The organism is Terriglobus albidus, assembly GCF_025685425.1.
GTDB lineage: Bacteria > Acidobacteriota > Terriglobia > Terriglobales > Acidobacteriaceae > Terriglobus > Terriglobus albidus.
The window spans coordinates 96,665-119,721 of the sequence record NZ_JAGTAS010000032.1; the positions used below are offsets into that span (position 1 = coordinate 96,665).

Annotated in this window: 10 protein-coding genes; 3 read left to right on the forward strand and 7 right to left on the reverse strand. The window is 58.2% G+C overall.

Annotation, left to right across the window (positions count from 1 at the left end):
• Positions 1–11 precede the first annotated feature (11 nt).
• From OHL21_RS06520 to OHL21_RS06535, 4 genes are all read right to left on the reverse strand, one after another.
• The gene (locus OHL21_RS06520) at positions 12–3,566 is read right to left on the reverse strand and encodes a carboxypeptidase-like regulatory domain-containing protein (RefSeq protein ID WP_263416444.1); all 3,555 of its coding nucleotides are present in this window, start codon (positions 3,564–3,566) and stop codon (positions 12–14) included.
• Between the two features lie 308 nt (positions 3,567–3,874).
• Positions 3,875–4,534 (reverse strand): response regulator, encoded by a 660-nt coding sequence (locus OHL21_RS06525; protein ID WP_263416445.1) that lies wholly within the window; start codon positions 4,532–4,534, stop codon positions 3,875–3,877.
• Positions 4,527–5,612: a PAS domain-containing sensor histidine kinase gene (locus OHL21_RS06530; protein ID WP_263416446.1), complete on the reverse strand. Its 1,086-nt coding sequence runs from the start codon at positions 5,610–5,612 to the stop codon at positions 4,527–4,529. Before OHL21_RS06530 ends, OHL21_RS06525 begins: the two co-directional genes overlap by 8 nt.
• Positions 5,613–6,115: 503 nt before the next feature.
• Positions 6,116–8,503, reverse strand: a complete 2,388-nt coding sequence (locus OHL21_RS06535) for a tetratricopeptide repeat protein (protein WP_263416447.1) — start codon at positions 8,501–8,503, stop codon at positions 6,116–6,118.
• A 115-nt stretch (positions 8,504–8,618) separates the two neighbouring features.
• Between OHL21_RS06535 and OHL21_RS06540 the strand changes: the two genes are divergently transcribed.
• Positions 8,619–10,160, forward strand: coding sequence for a CoA-acylating methylmalonate-semialdehyde dehydrogenase (locus OHL21_RS06540; protein WP_263416448.1), 1,542 nt, complete (start codon positions 8,619–8,621; stop codon positions 10,158–10,160).
• A gap of 177 nt (positions 10,161–10,337) precedes the next feature.
• On the opposite strand, the gene OHL21_RS06545 is transcribed toward OHL21_RS06540, so the two are convergent.
• Entirely contained in the window at positions 10,338–11,126 is a 789-nt protein-coding gene (locus OHL21_RS06545) for a DUF1868 domain-containing protein (RefSeq protein ID WP_263416449.1), read from the reverse strand.
• A gap of 197 nt (positions 11,127–11,323) precedes the next feature.
• Positions 11,324–14,851: a TonB-dependent receptor gene (locus OHL21_RS06550; protein ID WP_263416450.1), complete on the reverse strand. Its 3,528-nt coding sequence runs from the start codon at positions 14,849–14,851 to the stop codon at positions 11,324–11,326.
• A gap of 352 nt (positions 14,852–15,203) precedes the next feature.
• Here OHL21_RS06550 and OHL21_RS06555 point away from each other — a divergent pair, with 352 nt between their 5' ends.
• Positions 15,204–16,457 (forward strand): hypothetical protein, encoded by a 1,254-nt coding sequence (locus OHL21_RS06555; RefSeq protein WP_263416451.1) that lies wholly within the window; start codon positions 15,204–15,206, stop codon positions 16,455–16,457.
• 388 nt (positions 16,458–16,845) lie between these two features.
• Positions 16,846–17,868: a YncE family protein gene (locus OHL21_RS06560; RefSeq protein WP_263416452.1), complete on the forward strand. Its 1,023-nt coding sequence runs from the start codon at positions 16,846–16,848 to the stop codon at positions 17,866–17,868.
• Positions 17,869–17,930: 62 nt separating this feature from the next.
• Here the strand turns inward: OHL21_RS06560 and OHL21_RS06565 are convergent, their stop codons facing one another.
• Positions 17,931–22,766: an NHL domain-containing protein gene (locus OHL21_RS06565; protein ID WP_263416453.1), complete on the reverse strand. Its 4,836-nt coding sequence runs from the start codon at positions 22,764–22,766 to the stop codon at positions 17,931–17,933.
• Positions 22,767–23,057: the final 291 nt, after the last annotated feature.

Consider the following 23,057-nt stretch of genomic DNA (forward strand, 5'->3'; position numbering starts at 1 on the left):
AAGGGTGTTGATTAGAACTGATACTTCAATGCGAACTGGATCAGACGCGGCGCCACTGCCGAGGCCGTGATCTGAGAGTAGCTCGCCGCGCCGACCGTAGTGGATGGATTCGCGTACTGCGGATGGTTCCAGACATTGAAGAACTCTGTCCGGAAGACCAGCGTGCCATCCTCGTGCAGACCGCCGACCCTCGTCTCTTTCGAGAGCGTCATATCCCAGTTGTCATTTCCCGGACCCCGAACGATGCCGATTCCACTGTTACCGTACTCGGTGGCATCCACGCCGCCAACCTTCACGCTATACGGAACTGCAGGAGCAACGGTCCACGGTTGCGCCGCGCTGCCATTCAGGCCCGTGTTCAGGTAGGTGTTGTTCTTCACCCGGTTCAGCATGGTGCCACCATTGCTATTGAGGACATCATTATTTCCTTTTCCTGCGATGAACTGAGCGCGGCTTGCTGTGCGATACGCAGTTCCATTGCGAGTATCGGTAAAGGTGAGCGGCTTGCCGGACTGGAAGGTGGAGACGCCGGAGAACTTCCAGCCGCTGGTCGCCACACGTGCGAAGCTACCGCCATTCTTCCATCCCGGGATCAGCCAGGAGTAAGTCACCACCAGACGATGCGTGCGATCATAACCCGCTAAACCATAACGTACGTGACGATTGTTGGGATCGTTGCTGTTGCCGCTGCCGCCCGAAAAGACTCCGTTATCGCCGTCACCGCCGGTCACGGTGGTCATGACTTTGCTCCAGGTGTAGGCTGCCTGAACATATATACCCTTGCTAACCTGGCGCCGGAGCGTGGTCTGCAGGCTGTGATACATCGAGGTGCCGTAGGTCTCAATCCGGTTCAGGCCGCCGGGCGCAACACCCTGATACGGAACGCGGGCAGCGATGTTCGCCGAATCGAGTGAGTTGGTCGTGACTCCGTTAATGGGGTTGCTGGGGCTGGCCAGATAGGCACGATTGATTGCGCGTGATTCAGCCAGGCGGGTGCCGCGCGTACCGACATATCCGACCTCGGCCACCAGTTTTTTGGGGAGCTCCTTCTGCACGTCAAGGTTGTACTGCTGCACGAATGGTGAGTCGATGTTCTGGGCAACGGCCGTTACCGGCATGCCACTGGTGTTCGTGGACGAGTACGGCATGAGGGGACGCCAGACTCCAGGAGTCAGCGTTGTCGTAAACGGTGTCTGGAAGGTGGCGGTCGCATTCGCGGTACCGCTGATGGTTCCCGAAGAACTGACGAAGGGCTGATTGCCCAGTGTCTGCAGGACCGAATTCGCGTTCGGCAAGGTGTAGAAGACTCCGTAGCCACCGCGAACTACAGTCGAAGAGCTGGCACCGAGGGGCTGCCAGGCGAAGCCGACACGCGGGCCGAAGTTGTGCAGCGGCAGATCATTCTCTCCCAGGCTCATACTTCCAAGACGCTTTACTCCTGCGGGTGGATTGGCGGAAGAATTTGCCGGAACGACAAACCCCTGGTAGGTTCCACCCGCGGGAACCAGCTGGAAGGGTGTCACCAGTGACGGCCAGAAGCTGGTCAGCACACCTTTATTGGTGCTGACACCGCTGTTGATCTCCCAGCGAAGACCGGCATTGACGGTCAGGTTCGATGCCAGCTTGATGTCGTCCTGCAGAAACATCGCCATACTGGTGCCGCGGTAGCCCTTGTAGTAGCTTCCACGCTGGCTGCTGCTGGAGTTCACGTTGCTGTAAGAGCTGTGATTCTGTGCCGCGCTGAGGCCGAGCACGAAGTCCTGGAAGGTCTGAAAGCTTAGTGAGCCGCGCTTGTTGTTCGGATCGTCGAAGTTGAACTGGTTCTTCTCTCCCAGAAAGCCGGCGCGGATACTCTGTTTCCCATGCGTCCAGTTGATCTGGTCGCTGATCTCAAAGGTGTTGACCGCAGACATGGAGACGTCGTTGTTCACGCCACCCAGGCTGAAGTAGCCGGTGACCGACATGATCGGCGTGAGCGGATATGCCGGATCGCTGGGAGCCGTCATGCCGATTTGGTCATAGTGGAGATTTGCCTGCGTCTGCAGATTGCCGGTATTGCGGACATAACCGATCAACCCCTCGTTGAGCAGATGCGAGTTCAATGCTGACGTCAGTTTCAGAACCGCCACCTGGCTGTTGAACTTTGGCGTTACACCGTTGCCGGGTGTGTTCGAGGTGCTGCTGAAGGGCTTGTCCTGGGGCTGGTTCGAATAGAAGTAGCGCTCCGCAAGGGTGTGCTTCTCTGATAGGACATAGTCGGTATTGACCATGAACTGATCTTCACTGTAGTGCGAGGGAAGGCTGAAGGTGGAAAAACCTACAGGGTTTCCGTTGGCGTCCGTCGACATGCGCTGCGGCGTCGGAATCAGGTAGGTGCCGTTCGCGATCCTCTGGTTCAGAAGATTCAACGCCACAGGATTGATGTTGCTGCCGTCGCAGGCAACTTCCACTTGAGAGCCCGTGTTGCTGTAGTTGCCACCGTTGAAGGGGTGCCAGCGTGCATTTCCATTGGGACATGCAGCACGGCCGATGGCGCCGGCACTGCGATCGTTGGTCAGAGGAAAGAGTGTGTTCGTGACCAGCGAGCCGGCGCTGAGGCCGTTCACCTGCCGTGTTCCCTGATAAGAACCGAAGATAAAGAGCTTGTCCTTCAGAAGGGGACCGCCCAGCGTACCACCGAACTGGTTCTGCTTCATGACCGCGCGCTTCTGGCCGTTCATCTTCAGGAAGGTGTCATTCGCGTTCAGCACATCGTTGCGAAGAAACTCCCATGCTGATCCATGGAGAGTGTTGCTGCCCGACTTGGTGATGACATCGACGTTCGCGCCGGCATCGCGGCCAAAGCCCGCATCGTAGTTCGTCGTCTGTATCTTGAACTCCTGCAGCGAGTCAGGATTCGGAATAGCGATGCCTGCCTGCTGAACAAAGTCACCGGCGCGGCCGGAGCCGAAGTTGTTGATATCGGCGCCATCCATGTGGAAGTTGTTGCTGATGCTGCTGGCGCCGTTTACGTAGACATCCTGCGTGCCCTTGCCCAGCGTCGCGGCGTTGTTGACATCTCCGGCTACTCCGGCGGACATCGTCAGTACCTGCGTGTAATTCCGGTTAGTAAGAGGGACCTCGCGGACCGTGGTGCCGTCAACGACGGTTCCCAGGGTGGCATTTTCCACCTGCAGCGGAGCGGGAGTTGTGCTGACCTCTACCGTCTCTCCCTGGCTGCCGGCGACCATCTGAGCATCGGCACGGGCAGTCTCAGTCACGACCACCGTGATGGGCGGAACGACCTGTGTCTTGAAGCCGGGCGCGGTGATGCTGACCTTATAAGTCTCAGGCGGCAGCAGCCCGACGGCAAACTGGCCATCGCCATCGGTCTTTACAGCACGAATCTGTGAGGTCGCATTCGACGTTACGGTCACAACAGCATTCGGAATCACTGCTCCGGTCGGATCAGTGACCGTCCCGCGGATCGCTCCCGTGGTTGCCGTTTGCGACACACAAGCCTGGGTAAGCAATAGTCCTGCAGCGACACGAAGGAGAGCACCCCTGAGGGAGTTTTTCCAGTTCATCGAAGAACCTCTTTTTTGTTGGGTCCTTTGATTGTGCGGAAAGACGTGCCATTTTGAAATTCGGTTAATTACTGAAAAATGAGCCGTGAAAACTCCGTAGTTCTACCTAACACCAGAATTTAACGCATCCCCGCCCGCCCTAGCGTTGCGAACGTTCACCCCAACGAACAAAGTTCGTTGGGACCCCGAGGGTGGAGCACCCAGACAGGGGAAGAGGCTTCGTTGCGACGGTAGAGCACCCTGGCAGAAAAACCGCGGATAGAAGCGGTTCTCTACGAAATGACAAACAAAGAGGACAAGATGCTGCTTCAATGCGAAGAGGCGTAGCCATTGCGGATCGCATAACGCACCAGGTCAGCGATGGAGTCTAGACCCAGCTTCCGGTTGATGCGGATGCGGTGCGATTCCACCGTACGCACGCTGATGCCGAGCCTCGCGGCGGCCTCTTTGCTTGTCGTACCTTCGGCCAGCAGACATAGCACCTGTTCTTCGCGCGCAGAGAGAGAGGGTTCCGTTTTCGCGGATGCTTTTTCCGTTCCGTTCTTGTTCAGAATGCCCCGCATCAGCAGATTGGTAGCCGTCTTGGTGAAGAAGTGCTCGCTTCTTGATACGGCGTTCACGGCTTCGATCAGGTTGTGGTCTGCATCGGATTTCAGAACAAAGCCCTTCGCGCCCGACTGCAGCACCTGATACGCGATGCGTTCGGAGTCGTGCATCGTCAGCACGATGACGGATGTCTTCGGAGAAGACTGCACCGATCGTGAAGCCACTGCAGAACCGTCGAGCAGCGGCATGGAAAAATCCACAATCGCAATGTCGGGTTGCAGTTGCTCGATCTTCTCTGCAGCCTCAAGCCCATTGGAGGCTTCAGCGATCACGCTCCATCCTTCCCGTGCCGCCAGAAGATTCCGGACGCCGCGACGAATGAGTTCATGATCATCCGCAATCAGGATCCGCAGGTTATCCATTGGTGCGTGCCTCCGCAGGTAATGATGCAATCAGGGTCGTGCCGTTCGTGCTGCGCTCCAGACGTAGCGAGCCGCCCAGCTGCTCCAGCCGCTCACTCATGCTGGTCAAACCGACGCCGGCGGGAAGTGTTTCATTGACTTCACAGTGGTACCGTTTGCCTTCGTCGAAGATAGTGAGGATGAGAGATTCGCCGATTCTTGCCAGAGTGATATGCACGATAGGGCTGCCGGAGTGGCGAAGGACGTTCGCCAGTGCCTCCTGCACCACTCGGAAGACAGTGATCTCTACCGCATCGGAGAAGCGGCCAAGATCAAGCTGAAGGTTGAGGTCGACCGCGATTCCACTTCGCACCTCAAACTCCTTCGAGAGACGTTCGATCACCGGATAGAGTCCCTCTTCGCCAAGGAGCGGAGGATGCAACAGATAGGATGCCGTGCGGATGCGCGACGAACATTGCAACGCAATCTCCTTCGTCTGCGCGACTATGTCGCGGAGAACAGGATCGGCGTTTTCTGTCATCCCCTTGAGCAGCGTCAGATTCCAGTTCAGAACCGCCAGCTCCTGAGACATGGAGTCATGGAGGTCGCGCGCGATTCTACGGCGCTCTTCCAACTGAAGTGTATCGATAGTGTTTGCCATCCGCCGCACCGCATTCTCAGCGCGGTTACGTTCGGTGATGTCCTGATACAGGCCATAGACACCTTCGAGCGCCCCGTCAACGATGAGGGGAATGCCATAGATCTCGACGTCGACCATCATGCCGTCTTTGCGGCGCCGTTGCGCAACCGTGTGGACCTTTTCCCCGCGCAGCACGGCCATGCTCAGGGCCTGCGCATCCTCGGTCGTGTCAGGCCCAGTGATGAGCTCATCCAGGCTGGTTGCGTGCAGTTCCTCGGTCGAGAACTGAAAGAGCGTGTGGAACGCACGGTTGCACATGACAAAGTCATGCCGTGCATCGAGAGCAACGATCGCTACGGGGCTGTCTTCAAACAAGACTCTCAGGTGTGTGTTCGTCGTCGTTGCCCCAAAAATTGGAGATACATGTTCCGCGAAGTACAGCCAATCACACTCACTCATGTTGCCCTCCCAGAAGTCAGGATCAGGGTGATGCGTGTTTTCAATCTGCTGGAGGGCTCCAGTGAGTCCTCTTACGGTAGATTTACGAGGGCGATTTGCTCCTCTGGCTCAGTGATTATCTCTGAGTCTCGCTGCCGGCAGAGCGGCCCGAGAGGATACAGGGATCCAAGTTCTTTAGCATCTCGAAATAAAGTGCGGCATGGATGTAGCTATCCCCTGGACATCGAGGATGTCTACCCGGATCGTCCCAGCCGCAGTGAGCGCCTAAAAATTGTTCGAAATAGAAAGCGAAGACTGCCGATACAACTGCTTAGGTAGCGTGACGCTCAACGGGCCTATTCCTGGAAAATTGACCGGCTAACAACTGATATATCACATTCCTGTAATTCGTACACAACTCTTCTTTCCTGCTCAGAAGGTATCGGTAGAGAAGCAGATTTCTCCGCTTCGCTACGAAATGACAAAAAGTCAGACAATGGAGCCTGAATAGATTGCCTCGCCTCTCAATGTTGGCCCGAGAGCAGGCGGTAGGCCATCTGCCGGGCTGACGGATCGTCGCCCTTCAGTGCCAGTTCGAGCTGCTGCTTGGCTTCCCCCGGCGAACCTCTGCGAAGGGCAAGATCTGCGAGCGCGAGATGAACTTCTCCGTTCTGCGGGCTGGCTGCAGCCGCAGCTCGATACTCGTCCTCCGCCGCGGCAAGTTTGTTCTGTGCCATGAGGATGGACGCAAGACCGAGATGCGCCTTCAATTGGCTGGAGTCAAGCACAACTGCCTGACGATACTGTGGGATCGCGGAGTCTATATGCCCGGCAGCGACAGAGATGTCTCCAAGGTCTGTATAGAGGATCGCGGACCGCGGCTCGATGTGGATGGCCTGCTGCATCTGCTCCGCCGCCTTCGCCCACTGCTTGCTCGATGCCAGCACCAGGGCATAACGATGATGCAGGTCCGCCGACCCGGGGTTCGTGCGCAGGAGCGATTGCATGGCGGCTTCCGCTTTTTCCATATCGCCCTGATCTGCAAGGAGCACCGCGAGATTGATCCTTGCCTCGGTCAGGCCGGGATCGATCTGCAACGCCTTACGGAAACTGCGTGCGGCATCCTCCGGTTTGGAAAGCCGTGTGAAGCATAGGCCCATCAGGTTCTGTGCATCGGCCATCTCGGAGTCTAACGACAAGGCATGCTCGAGCGCCTGTTGCGCCTGCTGCACATTCCCCAACTGAAGCTGAACATTCCCCAACGCGGTGTAGGCGAGAGCATCGTTCGGAGCTGCATCGACGGCCTCTCCGGCAACCTGTAATGCCTGCGGTAGCTGGTGCAGGCGGGCAAGTGCCGCCGCCTTCTCGCGTAGCATTGCCGGCGTGTGATCGGGCCGTTTGAGCGCCTCGTCATACCAGTGGATGGCTTCAGCGTCGTTCCCCGCCTTTGCCTGAGCAGCCGCCAGGGCAAAGTAGAAGCCGGCGTGTTGCGGCTTTTGCTCTTCCAGGGCGCGCTGCAGCATGGGGAGTCCCTGTTTGAGGTTGGAACCTGCCGCGACCTGGGCGACGGCGTAGTACAGGTTGCCTTCAGGCATCTCAGAGAGCAGACGCGGATCATACGCGGCGACTTCGCCCTGGTAGGCAGGAATGATCTCCTGGATCGGCGCCAGCAGATCGCTTTTGGGCGCAAACCTCTGGATAAAGTGGTCGGTCATCACAACATGAACAGCATCCTCGGTCCTGCGCTTCCCCATATGGCACCCTAGGCAATCGGAGTCGCGAGTCACTGTTGTTGCGGCGAGCCGGGGATGTTCGGACTGGTGGCATCCCTGACAGACGGCGCGATATTGCGCGGCGCCAACCTCTCCGCGCTGGGGCCGATGAGGATTGTGACAGGTGATGCAGGTCATGTCGCTCTTCAGATAGCACTTCGACTTCTGCAGCCGGTATGCCTGATGAGCGACTTCGAACCGGTCTTTTAACTCAGAGCCCGGCGCGTGATCGAAGGTGATCTCAAAGTTCTGAAGCGGCTCCCCGGGCTTGTAGGAGTACGCGGTGCGGTCATAGCGGCGGACCGAATTCGGGAGCGGAAGACTCGTTGTCTCCAGATGGCACTGACGGCAGACGTCCATCTGGCGCTCACGCGGCAGATGTGCCGGATTCACAACAGTGGCGCGGACTCTTTCTTTGTCAGGGAACCAGGCGTTGGCTGCCTTGACGTGTGCTGCTCCGGGGCCATGACAGCGCTGGCAGTCGATCCCCTCGGGAAGGTTCTCGGCAAAGATGGCTCCATCGGAAAGGCTTGCAGCGCCGGGGTCTGACGATGGATAACCATTGTGGCAGAACATGCAGTCTTTACCGATGGCTCGATGGACATCCATCTGCGAGGCCTGATCATAACCGGGACTCATCGCCCAGTATCCGCCCATTTCCGTATACCAACTCACTGGCAACTCAATGAGCTTGCCATCGTTCGTCCGATGGAGATAGGTGCGGGCATGGTTTCCGGAGCCGATCGCGTAATCCATGCTTTGCGCATAGCTCTCGATCTCCTGACCTGGATCCTGATTCAGCACGCTTCTTCGCAGATAGAAAGCGCCATCCTGCTGCACCATCTCGTAGCGCTTTCCGGAAGGCTGGTGTGTGACGGTATTGCGGTCCTTGAAGTCGGCGGTTTCAGTCTGCGGAGAGACCCGATGGAATGACCGTCCCATGCCGGTCTGCTTGTATGTCTCGGCAATCTTTGCGTGGCAGCGGTTGCAGCTTTGTGGAGGTGCATAGCCGTTGGCATACTGCTGCGTGTCACGGCCGCGGTAGAGCAGGATTCCGGCAGCTCCCGCCAGGCAGGCGAGCATGGCAGCGGCCATTCGCCAACGTAACCGCTCAAACCGGAACAAGGACCGCGGATTCACCAGATTCACCGTATTGCGTATTATGCATTGTCGTTTGACTATTCTGCATGGAAATTTGTATGGTGGCTGCACACGTCAAAGGGGTATGCTTTCCCCGACGAATCGAGGTTCAGCAATGGCATCCACAGCGATCGCACCCGATCATACAGCCGTCCCCGCGGGGCTGCGCGAGATAACACATTGGATTGGCGGAGCAGAGCGGGCAGGCACATCCGGCCGTTTCGGCGACGTGTATAACCCGGCCACAGGCCACGTGCAGGCCAAGGTTCCGCTGGCCAATCGGCAGGAGCTGGAGGCAGCCGTTGCTGCGGCGCGGGAGGCCTTCCCCGGCTGGTCGGCACAGCCCCCGCTGCGACGCGCACGTGTCCTCTTCCGCTTCCGCGAGCTCTTCGAGAAGAACATGGACCGGTTTGCCGAGATCATCACCTCGGAGCATGGAAAGGTGCTTTCGGATGCCAAGGGAGAAGCGACCCGCGGCATGGAAGTGATCGAATTCGCCACCGGCATCCCACACCTGATCAAAGGCGAGTTCTCCGAAATGGTGGGCTCCGATGTGGATAGCTGGTCGATGCGGCAGCCGCTTGGCGTTGTCGCCGGCATTACACCCTTCAACTTTCCCGCGATGGTTCCGATGTGGATGTTTCCCATCGCGTTGGCGTGCGGCAACACCTTTGTGCTGAAGCCCAGCGAGCGCGATCCCAGCGCTTCTATCCTGATTGCCGAACTCCTGAAGGAAGCCGGCCTTCCGGACGGTGTCTTCAACGTACTGCACGGGGATAAGGAATCCGTCGATGGATTGTTGGAGCATCCTGACATTAAGGCGATCAGCTTTGTAGGATCCACGCCAATCGCGCAGTACGTCTACGCCAAAGGCACGTCACACGGAAAGCGGGTGCAGGCTCTTGGCGGAGCGAAGAATCACATGATCGTGATGCCCGACGCCGATATGGATCAGGCGGCCGATGCCCTGGTAGGTGCAGCCTATGGATCCGCCGGTGAGCGCTGCATGGCCATCTCGATTGCCGTAACCGTAGGTCATGAGACTGCCGACGTTTTGCGGGACAAAATCATCGAGCGCATCGAAAAGCTCAAGATCCTTCCCGGTACAGACCGTGATGCCGACATGGGACCGCTCGTCACTAAAGCTCATCTTGAGCGCGTCAGCGGATATCTGGATACGGGGACAAAGGAAGGCGCCGAGCTGGTCGTGGATGGGCGGAAGAGCGCGCTCCCCAAGGGAGACGGCTTCTTCATGGGCGCTACCATCTTCGACCACGTGAAGCCGGAGATGAACATTTATAAGGATGAGATCTTTGGACCGGTGCTTGGACTGGTCCGCGCCAGCAACTTCAAGACAGCGCTGGAGCTGATCAACGAACACGAGTTCGGCAACGGAACCTCCATCTTCACACGGGATGGCGACACGGCTCGCGAGTTTGCGCGTTCGGTGCAGGCCGGCATGGTGGGAATCAATATTCCGATCCCGGTGCCGATGGCGTTCCACAGCTTCGGTGGATGGAAGCGGTCTCTGTTCGGCGACCACTCAATTTATGGCATGGAAGGCGTCCGCTTCTATACCCGATTGAAGACCGTTACGGCACGGTGGCCAACCGGCATTCGTGCGGGTGTGGATACGAAGATGCCGACGTTGGGTTAGAGAATGGTGGGAGGCTGCAGGCTTTTATTAATAGCCGCTGAGGTCGATCTTATCCCTGCCGATGCATGTGATAGATCCCCCTCAGCGGCAAAAAAGGCGGTCGTGCGTAGCGCGATATCCCACCACTTTCGCCCTCGGCGAAAGAATGTGGTAACGGGTGTTTTTGCCTTGTCCCAGCTACGAACACACCAGTAACCGCTGCGGTTCGAAGCGGAACATATCGGGGAAGCTACAAAACTCTGGGATACCCAGCTCCAGTACCGGCACAGCTTCGGCAATACGCTTGACATAGACCTTCATCAGGTCGCGGTAAGCATTCCGCTCCTCCGCAGTAAATGGAGCGATCTGGTACGACATGGTCATATGGAACTGATATTGCGCGTGATCGTTCAATCGAAAGCCAAAAGTCTCGGCGAGTTGATCGCGCAACGACCGCAGCTTCCTGTCCTCCTCTGCATCCGCTCCCACCAGGCGAAGGCTGCATGCCATGGGGTAATTGACGGTGTACTCCTGATCAACTCGAACACGCAGCGGTAGCTGGCATGCGAAGTGTTTCTTCGCGATGCGCTCGCCGACCATACGGGTGCAGACTTCAATCGGAGCATCGGAAGGGACATACGACGGCCACCCGTAGGCAGAACGGTCCAGATCGTTCGCTCCGGGAAAGACGGTCATGTGGTAGCTGTCGGTCGAAGTAAGTCCCAGCTTGGTGTGATAACTCGAGCGCTTCAGCTCCTGATGGAGCATCACCATGGCATCGCGCATTGCAGACTGCACCGGGAGATGGCAGATCACCGTATTGCCTGCAAACGGACGCGGCGTACCGTCTGGATTGAACTTGAGCGTGGTGTCGCGGTTGGGAATCCTGGGTGCCTCTGCTGCGGCGAACAATGAAGACGGAAGCAGCGATGCGGCTAGGGCAACAGAGGACTCGATAAGAAACTGACGACGGGTGTGAGTGGTCAATGAAAGATCCTTTCCTGAGAGCGTTTTGAAAAAAGAAAGGCCGGCAGAACCGAGCTCTGCCGGCCTGGGATGCTGAGGTTCAGTTAGAGCATTTTCCCTGTAGGTATAGCGCAGGGCGTCTGCATCTATCGGCGTTTTCCGCAATGAAAACGCCGCTGTACTCCTCTTCCGGGATACCCAGTAACAGGGAAAATGCTCTAGAAAGAAATACGCAGTACAAGCTGCACCTGGCGAGACGGATAGACGCTGGTGCTGCCGGTGAAGCTGCCGAAGCTGCTGCTATAGGTCGGTGCTCCTGAGGTAGCATTCACCGAGCCAACGCTGGCAGAGGGGCTGATGTAGTTGGTTGCATTGAAGACGTTGAAGGCCTCAATCCGGAACTCGGCGTTGTACCGTTCGTTAGGCAGCGTAAACCGCTTATGCGCCGAAAGATCGAACTGTCCGAATGCCGGGCCGCGCAGGATATTGCGGCCTGCATTGCCGAAGAGCTGGGTGCCGGCAGGAATCGATACACCCGGAGGCGGTGTCGTTCCTGAGCCTGCGATCAGGTAGCCGCTCAGCGAACTCGCCGTCTTGACCAGCGTCTTGCCATAGACGGCCGACGGAGATCCGGTCAGGTTGGGCCGGATGGCATATGACTGACTTGTGGTTGAGACCACCTGGTTGCTGCTCGGCGAGTAGGTCAGGTTGATAGGCACGCCGCTGGTCACCACGTTGATGCCGGTCAACTGCCAGCCGCCCAGGATCTGCTGCTGCCATGCGGGAGCCGACGAGCCGAAGCGGCGTCCCTTGCCGAAGGGAAGATCGACAATCGCCGAGGTGGTGTTGTTCAGCGGCTGGTTGTAGCCCGAAGGTCCACGATCACCCGCGGGGTTCGCCTTGTTGATGAGAGCACTGTCGCCGTTCTGCGTCTCCAGATCAGCCGAGTTCAGATCGATGCCGCGCGACCAGGTGAACGAGTTGATGAGGAAGACACCGCCGCGGAATCGCCGCTGCAGCTTGGTTTGCAGCGAGTGATAGATCAGAGATCCCGCGTTGCTCTCCGTCAGAATGTCGGAGAAGTTGGCGATCGGTCTGCGGTTAAGTACAGAGGTCGTGCACTGGCCCTGCGCTGCCGCCGGAACTTCACTCGGCAGACACAGGCGCGCCTGGTTGAAGTCCAGAAGCGATGGAATATGCACCGTGTGATTGCCGACGTATGCCACCTCAAGTGTGGTGTCATACGGCAGCTCCTGCTGGACTGACAGATGGAAGGCCTGCACATATGCCGGCTTGAAGTCCTTCGGCGTATATCGCGTCTGCGCCTTGGTGGTGGAGAAGTTCACCGGTCCGGCAAAGTTGGTCTGATAGCCGTCCTGCGTTCTGCGGAAACAGGTCGTCGGATCCTGGGTCAGCGAGGTGCACAGTCCCTGGCTCGGTGTCTGATTCGAAGGCAGCGTCGCCGCGTAGTTGTTCGGACCGTTGTAGGCAAGCAGGCCCTCTCCGCCGAAGCGGAAGAGATAGGCATAGCTGATGCCATAGCCGCCGCGGATGACCGTCTTCGGCATCGTCTGGTAGGCAAAGCCAACACGTGGACCGAAGTTCTTATAGTTGGGATCGACCAGGCCACGATCGGCCAGCGAGTTTCCGCCGACATAGTGAAGGTTATAGACGTGTCCCGGCACAGTACTGTTCACATCGGTTCCACTGCCGGCAGCCAGCAGACGGTTATTCACCGGGTCGAAGTTGTAGAGCTTATTGTTCTCTTCATAGTTCGGCGTCATGAACTCGTAGCGGAGACCGAGATTCACCGTAAGCGATGGCAGCGGCTTCCAATCATCCTGTAGATAGCCCATATGCCAGTAGCGCAGATAGTTCACCTCATTGGGAGCGTTCAACTGGTAGTTGCTGCGCGCGCCGAAAAGAAAGTCCGTAAGGTTCGCTGCCTGCGCCGTGGTTGTGCTGCCGGCAGAGCTGAACGAGCCGGCATAGGTATCCGAACCGAACTTCGGATGAAAGTCGGAGATCGCCTGCGACATCCAGCCGAACTCATAGCCGACCTTCAGACTGTGACGTCCACGAATCCAGGTGTAGTTGACCTTGGGATTCGCTTGCGTCGGATTATTGAACTGCGGATTGGTTCCCTGCTCACCGAACTGCGTGAAGCCGGAGACGGACTGAGGGCTCAGGCCGCCCGTATAAGCGGGATCCTGCGGGACGTTAGGGACGCCTGCTAGAAGGTTAGGAGCACCGAGGAAGATGGGGAACTTGCCGCTCTCGGTCCAGGTCTCGCCAAAGCGCATCTCCAGGATCGAGGTCGGCGTCAGTGTCCAGTTATACCCGGCAGCGAGCTGCCGCGTTCTGGCATAGAGGGTTCCGTTGCTGTTACCGCCCGCCGCGCCAGGGAACGGTGGCGGCTGGAAGTAGGTGACGGCGCGCTGGCTGTAGCGGAAGAAGCCATTCTGGCGATCGTTGCGGACGAAATCGATACGGCCGTCGCCCTTGTCGTCGACCGTGGGCGCGGCGGGGAGATATTGATAGTTCGCCGCAGTCAGCGCGGCGCCGGGGATATTGGGCCGCGGCAGCAGACTGAAGACCTTCAGCGCGACAGGATTGATATTCGGATCGCCCAGCGGAACCCGGCCATTGCTGTAAACCACGCCGGTATAAGGATTCTTGATCGGGATCGGCGTGCCCGTGGCTGTACCGTCTGTTGTAAAGATGCCGTTCAGCTCGGCATCGGTGGGCAGAGTTGCGGTGGTGAGAGAGTGCGAGACGGCGCGCAGACCTTCATAGTCCACGAAGAAGAAGAGCTTGTCACGCAGGACGGGACCACCGAAGGTGCCGCCAAACTGGTTCTGCACCAGCGTGGGCTTGATGCCGGTTCCGTAGAAGGGTCCGAAGGCATTCAGTAATGTGTTGCGGAAGTACTCATACGCTCCGCCATGGAAGGCATTGGTTCCGCTGCGGGTGGTGGCGTTGACGATCGCGCCGCCGGCGCGGCCATACTCTGCCGAATAGTTATCGGTCTGTACCTTGAACTCCTGCAGCGAGTCCGGCGATGGAATCACGGCCTGGTTCGAATATCCCTGGTTGGCTTCCTGGTAGGCGTTGTTGTCGATGCCGTCGAGGACGAAGTTGTTGTCCATCGAGGTAAGACCGTTGACGTTGTAGGAAGCATCGCGAGGCGGGTTGGAAGCCACGGTGGCAATCAACGAGCGGCGAACGCCCGGCACCAGTTGCGCCAGGTCAGCATACGAGCGGCCATTCAATGGCAGGGTCACCGCTTCGGTTCCTTGGATCGTCTGTCCGCGATCGCTGGTCTCTGTCTCCAACTGCTCTGCGACGCCCGTCACCGTCACGCTGTCGCCGGTCTGGCCGACGCTGAGGGTGAGGTCGACACGCTGACGTGCTCCGACGTTTACGCGAAAGGTATCCGTCTTCAGATTCTGGAAGCCGGATGAGGTCACCGTCACCACATAGTCGCCGGGCTGCACGCTGTCGAACTCATAGCTCCCGCTCGCGTCTGTCTGCCGGGTGCTCTTGACGCCCTTGGCGACATTGGTCAGCTCGACCGATGCGCCGTTGATCGTCGCTCCCGAAGGATCCTTGATCGTGCCCAGCACCGCGCCCGAATCGAACTGGGCATAGACCTTGTCTCCGGCCGCCAGCATTACGAGCAGGGCCAGGCGAAGGGCAACCCAAGACCATCGGGCAGATTGTTTCTTCTTGATGTTCGGCGTCATTGCATTCGCTCCATAAGTAAGTGGTTCCAACGGAAAGCCCGCGCATGTTTGTCTCTGGTCAGCGTCAGGAAAGGGGGCCGTTGGGGAGAGGAATAGCAGCGAGGCCTTCAGCGAAGAAGCGAATTCACGGCGACAACTTCGATACACGCGTGAACTGCTGTGGAATAAATGATTTACCGAACCGTCATGTATCCGATACAGTGAATGCCGTGTGAATGGTTCATGGCGCATTCACACGATCTGCGTAGACTGGCGGCACCTGATGCTAACGGCGAAGCAAGATCGCTCCCTAGACTCCCCTGGATCTGCACGCATAGCGGCGACAGACTGGTCTGAGAGCCCCGATCGCGAGTTGATACGCCGTATCCTCGCCTCTCCGACCTTTGCCCGAAGCGAGCGGCTCTGTTCTCTGCTGACCTATGTCTGCGACGTAACCTTTCAGGGGCGTGAAGCGGAGCTGAACGAACAGAAGATCGGACAGGCTGTCTTCGGCAGATCGCCGGATTATGACTCGTCTGTCGACGGCATCGTCCGCACCCAGGCAAGCCGCCTGCGCCAGCGGCTGGAGATGTACTTCGAGCAGGAAGGCGCTGAAGAAGTTTTGCGCGTCATCATTCCGAAGGGCAGCTATATACCTGTCTTCACTCCGCGTCACACTGCAGAGCCGGCCGCACCCGTATCCCCAGTCCGTGACATACCAGTTCTTGCTGCGGAAGTAGCATCACCACCGAGCAGGCGCGCTTTGGTCCCGTGGCTGCTGTGTGCCGTGCTGGCAGTCGCCCTGGCGGCGGTGTTGATCCGGAATCATGTGGCAGCAACAGCAGCTCCTTCTGCTCCTCCGCCACATCCGCTGTGGAGCCAGATCTTCCTGCCACAACAGTCAACGCTGGAGGTTCCGGGAGATTCAGGCCTGGTGCTCTCGCACACCTTCGATCAGCGCAACATCTCGCTGAACGAATATCTGCTCGGTGACTACCGGACTTCGACCTTCAATGCGGCGACGAATCCCCTGCCCTCGGATATGCGTTCACTGCGTGTTGAGATGGCGAACCGGCGCTATACCTCGATCGTCGATCTCGATGCCGCGGTCCGGCTGGCGCAGATCGCGCAGTCGCTGCATAGCAATCTGCAGGTGCGCTACTCCCGCGACCTGCGGCCTAACGATCTGAAGACGGGTAACGTCATCCTGGTCGGAGCCTTCGAGGCCAACCCCTGGGTTGAGCTTCTGGAACGCAACATGAACTTCCTGTTGCAGAACAACTACAAGGCGAAGGTCTTCTCCGTCATCAATAAGACTCCGCGTGAGGGAGAACCGGCACACTGGGACTCCCGGCTCGATGATCCGCAACGTCGTGTTTATGGCGTAGTCGCCTTTGCTCCGAATCTTTCGGGGAATGGCAATGCGCTTCTGATCGAAGGAACTTCGATGGCGGGCACAGAATCCGCATGGGACTTTGTCTCGGATGATTCGGAGCTGCTGCCTTTCCTCAAACGCATACAGCGGCCCGATGGAAGGATTCCCTATTTCGAGCTGCTGCTCGAAACGCAGAATATGAGCTCCAGCGCGGTGCACAGCAACATCCTCGCGTGGCGGGTTACGAATTAAGAGAGCTTATACATTGGGTGTCCCATGTCCCCTCTTTGGGACGTGGGTATTCGAGCGAAGCTCGAACCGGGTGGGAGCCGTGGGCTTCAGCCCACGGTCTATCGGTTCAATATAGAAATGGGCTTTTAAGCCCTGGGCCTTTTCTGTGCGTCAGGGAAAAAGCCCAGGGCTAAAGCCCATTTTCCTTTATGCCTTTTACCAGCGGGCTGAAGCCCGCTGCTCCCACCCATTACACCCAAAACTCTCTTGCATGGGGCATTTCGAATTCGTCGATGCGTCCGAAAAGAACCCACAACTTCAGCCTGCCTTAATGGACACGACGCAGACTGGTGAAGCTGTGCGGAGCTTCCGCGCGTAGCAATATCCAATTCAAAACGAGGAGGGTCCCATGCCACGAGTGACGCGCATTGGAGCCATCGCACTTACTCTTCTGCTTGCATGCTCTCTGCCGTCGCTGGCGCAGAACAAATGGGCGGAGAAGCAAACCTTTCCGATCGGAGGACAAGGTGGGTGGGATTACCTGACAGTCGATCCTGCGACTCACCGGCTGTTTGTTCCACGCGGCACGCATACGCTGGTGATCGATGCCGATTCCGGTAAAACACTGGGTGACATTCCCGGCCAGAAGATCGCGCATGGTGTGGCGATCGCTCCGGAAGCCGGACGAGGGTTCATCAGCGATGGAGGCGGAGAGGGCGCCATTGTGATCTTCGACCTCAAGACTTTCGCCGTTTTGGGAAAAATCACCGCGCAGCCTGATGCGGACGGAATCATCTACGATCCTTCTCTCAAGCGGGTGCTGGTCGTCTCAGGAGACAAAGGGGTTCTGATGACGTTCAACCCGAACATCGATCCCGCGACAGGCAAGATCGACGCGCCTATCGATCTGGGAGGGTCGCCTGAGTTTCTCGCATCGGATGGCGCCGGAAAGATCTATGTCAACTTGATGGACAAGAACGAAGTTGCCGTCGTGGAGATGAAGACCCGTAAGGTGGTTGCTCGCTGGCCTGTCGCTCCGGGAGGTGCTCCGGTCGGCATGTCGATCGATACGAAGAAGAAGCAGCTCTACATCGGCTGCCGCAAACCTCAGAAGCTGATCGTCATGAGCCTGACCGATGGCAAGGTGCTGTCGGCGTTGCCCATCGGCGACGGAGTCGATGCAACCAAAGCAGATGGTGGAGAGATCTTCGCAAGCTGCCGTGACGGTTCCCTCGCAGTCGCGCAGGAGACCTCGCCGGGTAAGTTCGAAATCGTCCAGATGGTAAAGACGCGAACAGGCGCAAGGACGATGGGGATTGATACGGCGACACATCGCATCTATCTGCCGACAGCGGAGTATGAGACCGGCTCAACCGGTAAACCAGTGACAAAGCCAAACAGCTTCATGATTATTGTTGTCGCGCGGGAGTAGCGTTGTGAGTCGGGCGGGAGCCGCGGGCTGAAGCCCGCTGCTCCCACCCAATTGCAGACCACCTACTGCACATCCACCGTCAGGTCCAGCTTATGGCTGGAATCAACACTGATCGTGATCGTCGATGCTCCAATTGGCGTTGCAGTCTGGGGCGGTGCACTGCTTCCGCAGCCGGACAGTCCCAGGGCAAGGAACATCAGCGTAAAGACGGTGATTCTCAACCTCTTCTTATCCCCCGGAACCACAAGCACCAAAGGAACGCAGAGGGCCATCGCGGTTAGAAGCTTCAGGAATGGCGTGCGCTTTTCCGCCAACGGTACGGTCGACGCAGCGGTGGTTGTCATCGTTCTTGGAGCCGTGGTCGTGATCGAGAGTTGCATCGTCAGCGGTGTATTGCTGCCATCCGCCGTAACGCTCGCGGGCGAGAAGGAACAGGCCACGCCCACCGGCAGATTCGTGCACGACAGCGTGATCGTTCCCTTATAGCCGTTCGTTGGCGTAACGGTAACGGTGGCCGTCCCGCTCTGCCCCTGCTTGATATTCACCGTCGATGGATTCGCGGTCAGTGTGTAGTCGCCTGCAACGACCCGTATCAGGCTCGAGGTCGACCCGTTGAAGTTCGTGTCTCCGGCATAGACGGCCGTAAGCGGATGCACACCACCGTTCAGGGTATTCAGCGTCAGCGTCGCCACGCCCGAAGACAGCGTGGACGAACCCAGTTGTGTCTGGCCATCCAGGAAGGTGACGGTTCCTGTCGGCATTCCCGTGGTGACCGGTGATACGGTCGCCGTGAGCGTCACACCGGAGCCTGCATTGACCTGCGAGGTTGAGCTGGTAAGCGCTGTTGCCGTGTCCGCCTTCGTGACAGCGAGCACGCCTGGAGTGATCTGCAGTGTGTAGTTGGCGGCGGCAGCGCCACCCACCGTGGCGGTGATGGGATACGTTCCTATGGGCGAGGACGGTGTCGCAGTGGTGGTGTAGGTGACAGTGACCTGATCGCCGTTGCGAAGGCCGCTGACCTCTCCTGTAAAGGTTGGATTGGCCGCTCCATACGGACGCTGCGCACCTGTGACCCGCACCGACAAGGTCGCCGATGTGATGGTCAGAGATCCATTCACAAAGGTGAAGACATAATTCGAGGCAGCGAGTGTTCCCTGTGCAGGGATGATGGGATACGTGCCCGGTCCGCTTGAAGTTATAGCGGTTGTACTGATGGCGGGCGTACCGGACACCACGGTTGCGGTGTCGCTATAGACATATCCGCTAATCGTTGCGGTGAAGCTGGGGAGGGCTTGTCCGTAACTGCTGCTTGCGTTTTGCGCTGTGACCGTCAACGTTGCCGGAGCAACATTGAACGATTGGGAGACGGGAGAAGCGGCGCTGTAACTACCATTACCGGCCTGCGTGGCCTGGACGACAACCGTTCCCACACCTGTCAGCGAGACCGTGTTTCCATTGAGCGTCGCGGGACCCGAGAGGATTGAGAAGCTTACCGGCAGATTGGAGCTCGCAGTCGCACTCAACGCGAACGATGCATCGCCGTAGGTCCGATCGGGCAGGGGTTGGAAGTTGATAGTCTGACGCGCTTGGCCGATGACGTACGAGCCATTTACGAAATTGAAGCTGTAGTTCGTCGCCACCAGCGTGCCTGCCAAGATGGTGATGGGATAGGTGCCCGACGGCGACGAAGATGTCGCTGTCGTAGAGATCGCTGCTGATCCTGAAACAACACTCTGCGTATCGCTATAGACAAAGCCGGAGATGGAATACGTGAGCGGGACAATCGCCTGTCCGGCATTGCCCGACTGATTGTCCGCCTTCACCGTGAGCGTTGCCGGAGCGATGGTAAAGCTTTGCGTTACCTGCGAAGCAGCCGGCCATGTCGAGTCGCCTGCCTGGTTCGCTGCAATCGTGACCGGTCCAACGCCTGTAATCGTCACCATCGATCCGTTGACGATCGCATTGCCTGATACAACACTGAAGGTTACCGGAAGCCCCGACGTAGCTGTAGCCGTCAAGCCGAAGGTTGCATCACCGTAGGTGTGGTTAGCGATCGGCGAGAAGGTGATGGTCTGCGACGTCGGAGCGGTTCCGGTACCGGAGAGCGCCACATACTGCGGCGCGGTTACGCCGTCATTGAAGAAACCGAAGATGCCGGTACGAGGACCGGACGCAGTCGGCGTAAACGTGAGATTGACGGAGCAGCTCGCACCGACGGCCAGCGGGGCGCTGAAGTTGCAGTTGCCACCCGTGGTGACAGCGAAATCACCGGTAATGCCCGTGGGAAACTGGCTATCGAAGTTCAAGGGCATATTCCCGACGTTCTGCATCGTCACGGTTCTGGCGGTGCTGGTGGTGTTGACCTGCACTCCACCAAAGTCGAGCATGCCGTTCGGTGTAAGCTCGCGCACGACCTGATTGCTTTGGTCATTGATAAAGAGATACCCGGACGGGCTGACCGCGACGCCAGCCGGGAATGCAAGAGCAGTTGCTGTCGCTGGGAGATCGTCACCGTTGTATCCGTCGTAGATGAAGTTGTTGCCAGCGACGGTAGTGATGATGCCCGACGGATCGATCTTGCGGATAACCATGTTGTAGTAGTCGGCGACGAAGACATTCCCGGCCGCATCCACCGCAATGCCTTCCGGGTAGTTGAGCTTGGCGCTTGTGGCCAGTCCGCCATCTCCACCATAACCGGTAATACCAGGCTGTCCCGCAACCGTCGTAATAATGTTTGTGGTGTGGTCGATCTTGCGAATGACGTGATTATTGTGATCGGAGATAAAGATATCGCCGGCCGTATTGACCGCCACGCCCATGGGCGTATTGAAGTGGGCAGAGAGCGCAGGGCCGCCGTCGCCACTGTAGCTGCCCCCTCCCTGAACACCGGCAATGGTAGTAATGATGCCGGCGGTATCGATCTTGCGGATGACGTTATTGCCGCCGTCCGCGAAGTACATGTTGCCCAACGTGTCGAAAGCAATGCCGGAGGGCCCACAGATCGCGGCCTGCGTCGCCGGATGGCCATCACCGCTGTAACCGCACGAGGTATTCGCTCCGAGAGAGATCCCGACGCCGGCGACCGTGTTGATCGTGCCATCGGTCAATGAGATCTTGCGAATGCGGGAGTCAAAGCCATCGGAGATATAGAGATTGTTATGTGCATCGATGGCCATCGGCCCTGGACTCTGCAGAATTGCGCTCGTCGCCGGCCCCCCGTCACCGGAGATGCCGTAGTTGTCGCACTGTGCGGGGTTTGCGCCCGCAATGGTTGTAATGATGCCGGTGTTGCCATCCACCTTGCGAACCTGGCAGTAGGGATACTCCGCGAGATAGAGGTTCCCGGAGCTGTCTACGGCGATTCCGTTTACGCCGTTAAGCGATGCCTGCAATGCCGGCCCATTGTCTCCGCGATTCCCCGGGGTTCCGCCATGTTTGCCGGCGACGATGAACATCTGGCCCGACGAGAGCGCCAGCGCAGAACCAAGACCTGTACTGGTCAGCGTCTTTGAGATCGTCGAGGGCGTATCGCTGGTGTGAAGCGTCACGTCGAAGCTGCGGATACCCTCTGCCGTCGGCGTAAAGACAATATCCATCGTGCAGAAGCCGTTGAAGCCGCTATACACCGGCATCGTGGTGCGGCATGGGTATGCCTGCGCGCTGTAGGTCGGCGCCAGCGCAAAGTCGCCGGTGAAGCTGATCGAGGTGAGATTGATGTCGGTGTTGCCGTAGTTCTCCAGGATCAGGCGCTGGGGTTGTGATGTATTCCCCACACGGGTCATTGGGAATTTCTCGGGATGCAGCACCACCTGGTAGGCGAAGTTCCATGAGGAGACCGTGAAGTAGAGATAGTTGCCGGCCGGGTCGACCGCGAGACCACGGGGGGAGTCGATCATTGCTGCATCGGCCGGCAAGCCATCCAGTGGGTAGGGCGAGGCCACGCCAGTACCCACAACCGTAGAGATAATTCCGCTGGAGTTCACCATGCGGATCCTTCGTCCGCCGGCGTCTGCAATGTAGACATTTCCGGCGTTATCCGCAGCCAGACCTGCGGGAGAGATCAGTTGTGCCGATGTTGCCGGCCCGTTATCGCCCGAGCTGCCATAGACTCCTGTCCCCGCAAACGAGGAGATGGTGCCCTGCGGCGTGACCATGCGAACGTTATGGGCGGTTGAGTCGGAGATGTAGAGGTTCCCCAGCTTGTCCAGGGCAATGGCGGTGGGCGTGAACTTCGCTGAGGTGGCGGGGCCTCCATCGCCGTTGCCGCTGGCCGGGTTTCCGCCACCGGCATAGAGACTAATGATGTTGGTCGTCGTGTTCACCACGCGCACCGTGTTGGAGGAGGTGTCGGCGATGTAGACGTTGCCGGAGTTATCGACGGCAACATAGGCCGGAATCATCTTCGCCGCTGTCGCCGCTCCTCCGTTGCCGCTGGAGCCTGTACCATTGCCGCCGGCAAAGGTTGATATATTACCCGACGTGTCCACCTTGCGGACCACGAAGTTCGAGGTGTCGGCGATGTAAACATTCCCCGCCAGATCCACGGCAACGGCGTTCGGCGAGGTCATCTTCGCCGCGATCGCCGCACCGCCGTCACCGGTATTTCCCGATTGTCCGCTGGTTCCGGCAAAGATCGTCGCAGTCTCTGTCGGATCTACCTTACGAACGATACGATTGCCGCTATCCGCGATATAGAGATTGCCGGCGAAATCGACAGCAATTCCCTGCGGATTGGATAGAACCGTGTTCGCAACCGCATTTGTATTCACGGCTCCTACCCCGTACATCGGGGCGGCGAATCGAAGGTTCTGTCCATCCATCGGGGTGATTCCACCCAGAGAGAACAGCGTAAGCATGAGAACAACAAGGCGAGTAAGGACAAAACGCAAATACGACATGGCTGCTCCGGGGGAGGGCGATGGAGCATTCTCCTAAAGGAGTAGAGCGGAGTGTCGCGGTCCCGGGCGAACGAAGTTCGCTGGGGTGCCGTTCTGGCAGTTTGCGCCGTTTTCCTTCGAAGAAAACGGCATTCACAGATTTATCCAACGCTACAGTATTAGGAGAATTGCTCTAATGCCTCAATTGAGTGGAACTATCTTGCTCGTGGGCAGCCGAACGCAGATTATTACCACCCGTCACAAAAATTTCTTCACCTCCGGACAGCGGGCACTTGCCGATTGACAAAGCCT

What these genes read in the sequence shown, in the direction of transcription:
- OHL21_RS06520 (WP_263416444.1), bottom strand. Translation starts at nt 3,566, where the DNA reads ATGAACTGGAAAAACTCCCTCAGGGGTGCTCTCCTTCGTGTCGCTGCA.
- OHL21_RS06525 (WP_263416445.1), bottom strand. Translation starts at nt 4,534, where the DNA reads ATGGATAACCTGCGGATCCTGATTGCGGATGATCATGAACTCATTCGT.
- OHL21_RS06530 (WP_263416446.1), bottom strand. Translation starts at nt 5,612, where the DNA reads ATGAGTGAGTGTGATTGGCTGTACTTCGCGGAACATGTATCTCCAATT.
- OHL21_RS06540 (WP_263416448.1), top strand. Translation starts at nt 8,619, where the DNA reads ATGGCATCCACAGCGATCGCACCCGATCATACAGCCGTCCCCGCGGGG.
- OHL21_RS06550 (WP_263416450.1), bottom strand. Translation starts at nt 14,851, where the DNA reads ATGACGCCGAACATCAAGAAGAAACAATCTGCCCGATGGTCTTGGGTT.
- OHL21_RS06560 (WP_263416452.1), top strand. Translation starts at nt 16,846, where the DNA reads ATGCCACGAGTGACGCGCATTGGAGCCATCGCACTTACTCTTCTGCTT.
- OHL21_RS06565 (WP_263416453.1), bottom strand. Translation starts at nt 22,766, where the DNA reads ATGTCGTATTTGCGTTTTGTCCTTACTCGCCTTGTTGTTCTCATGCTT.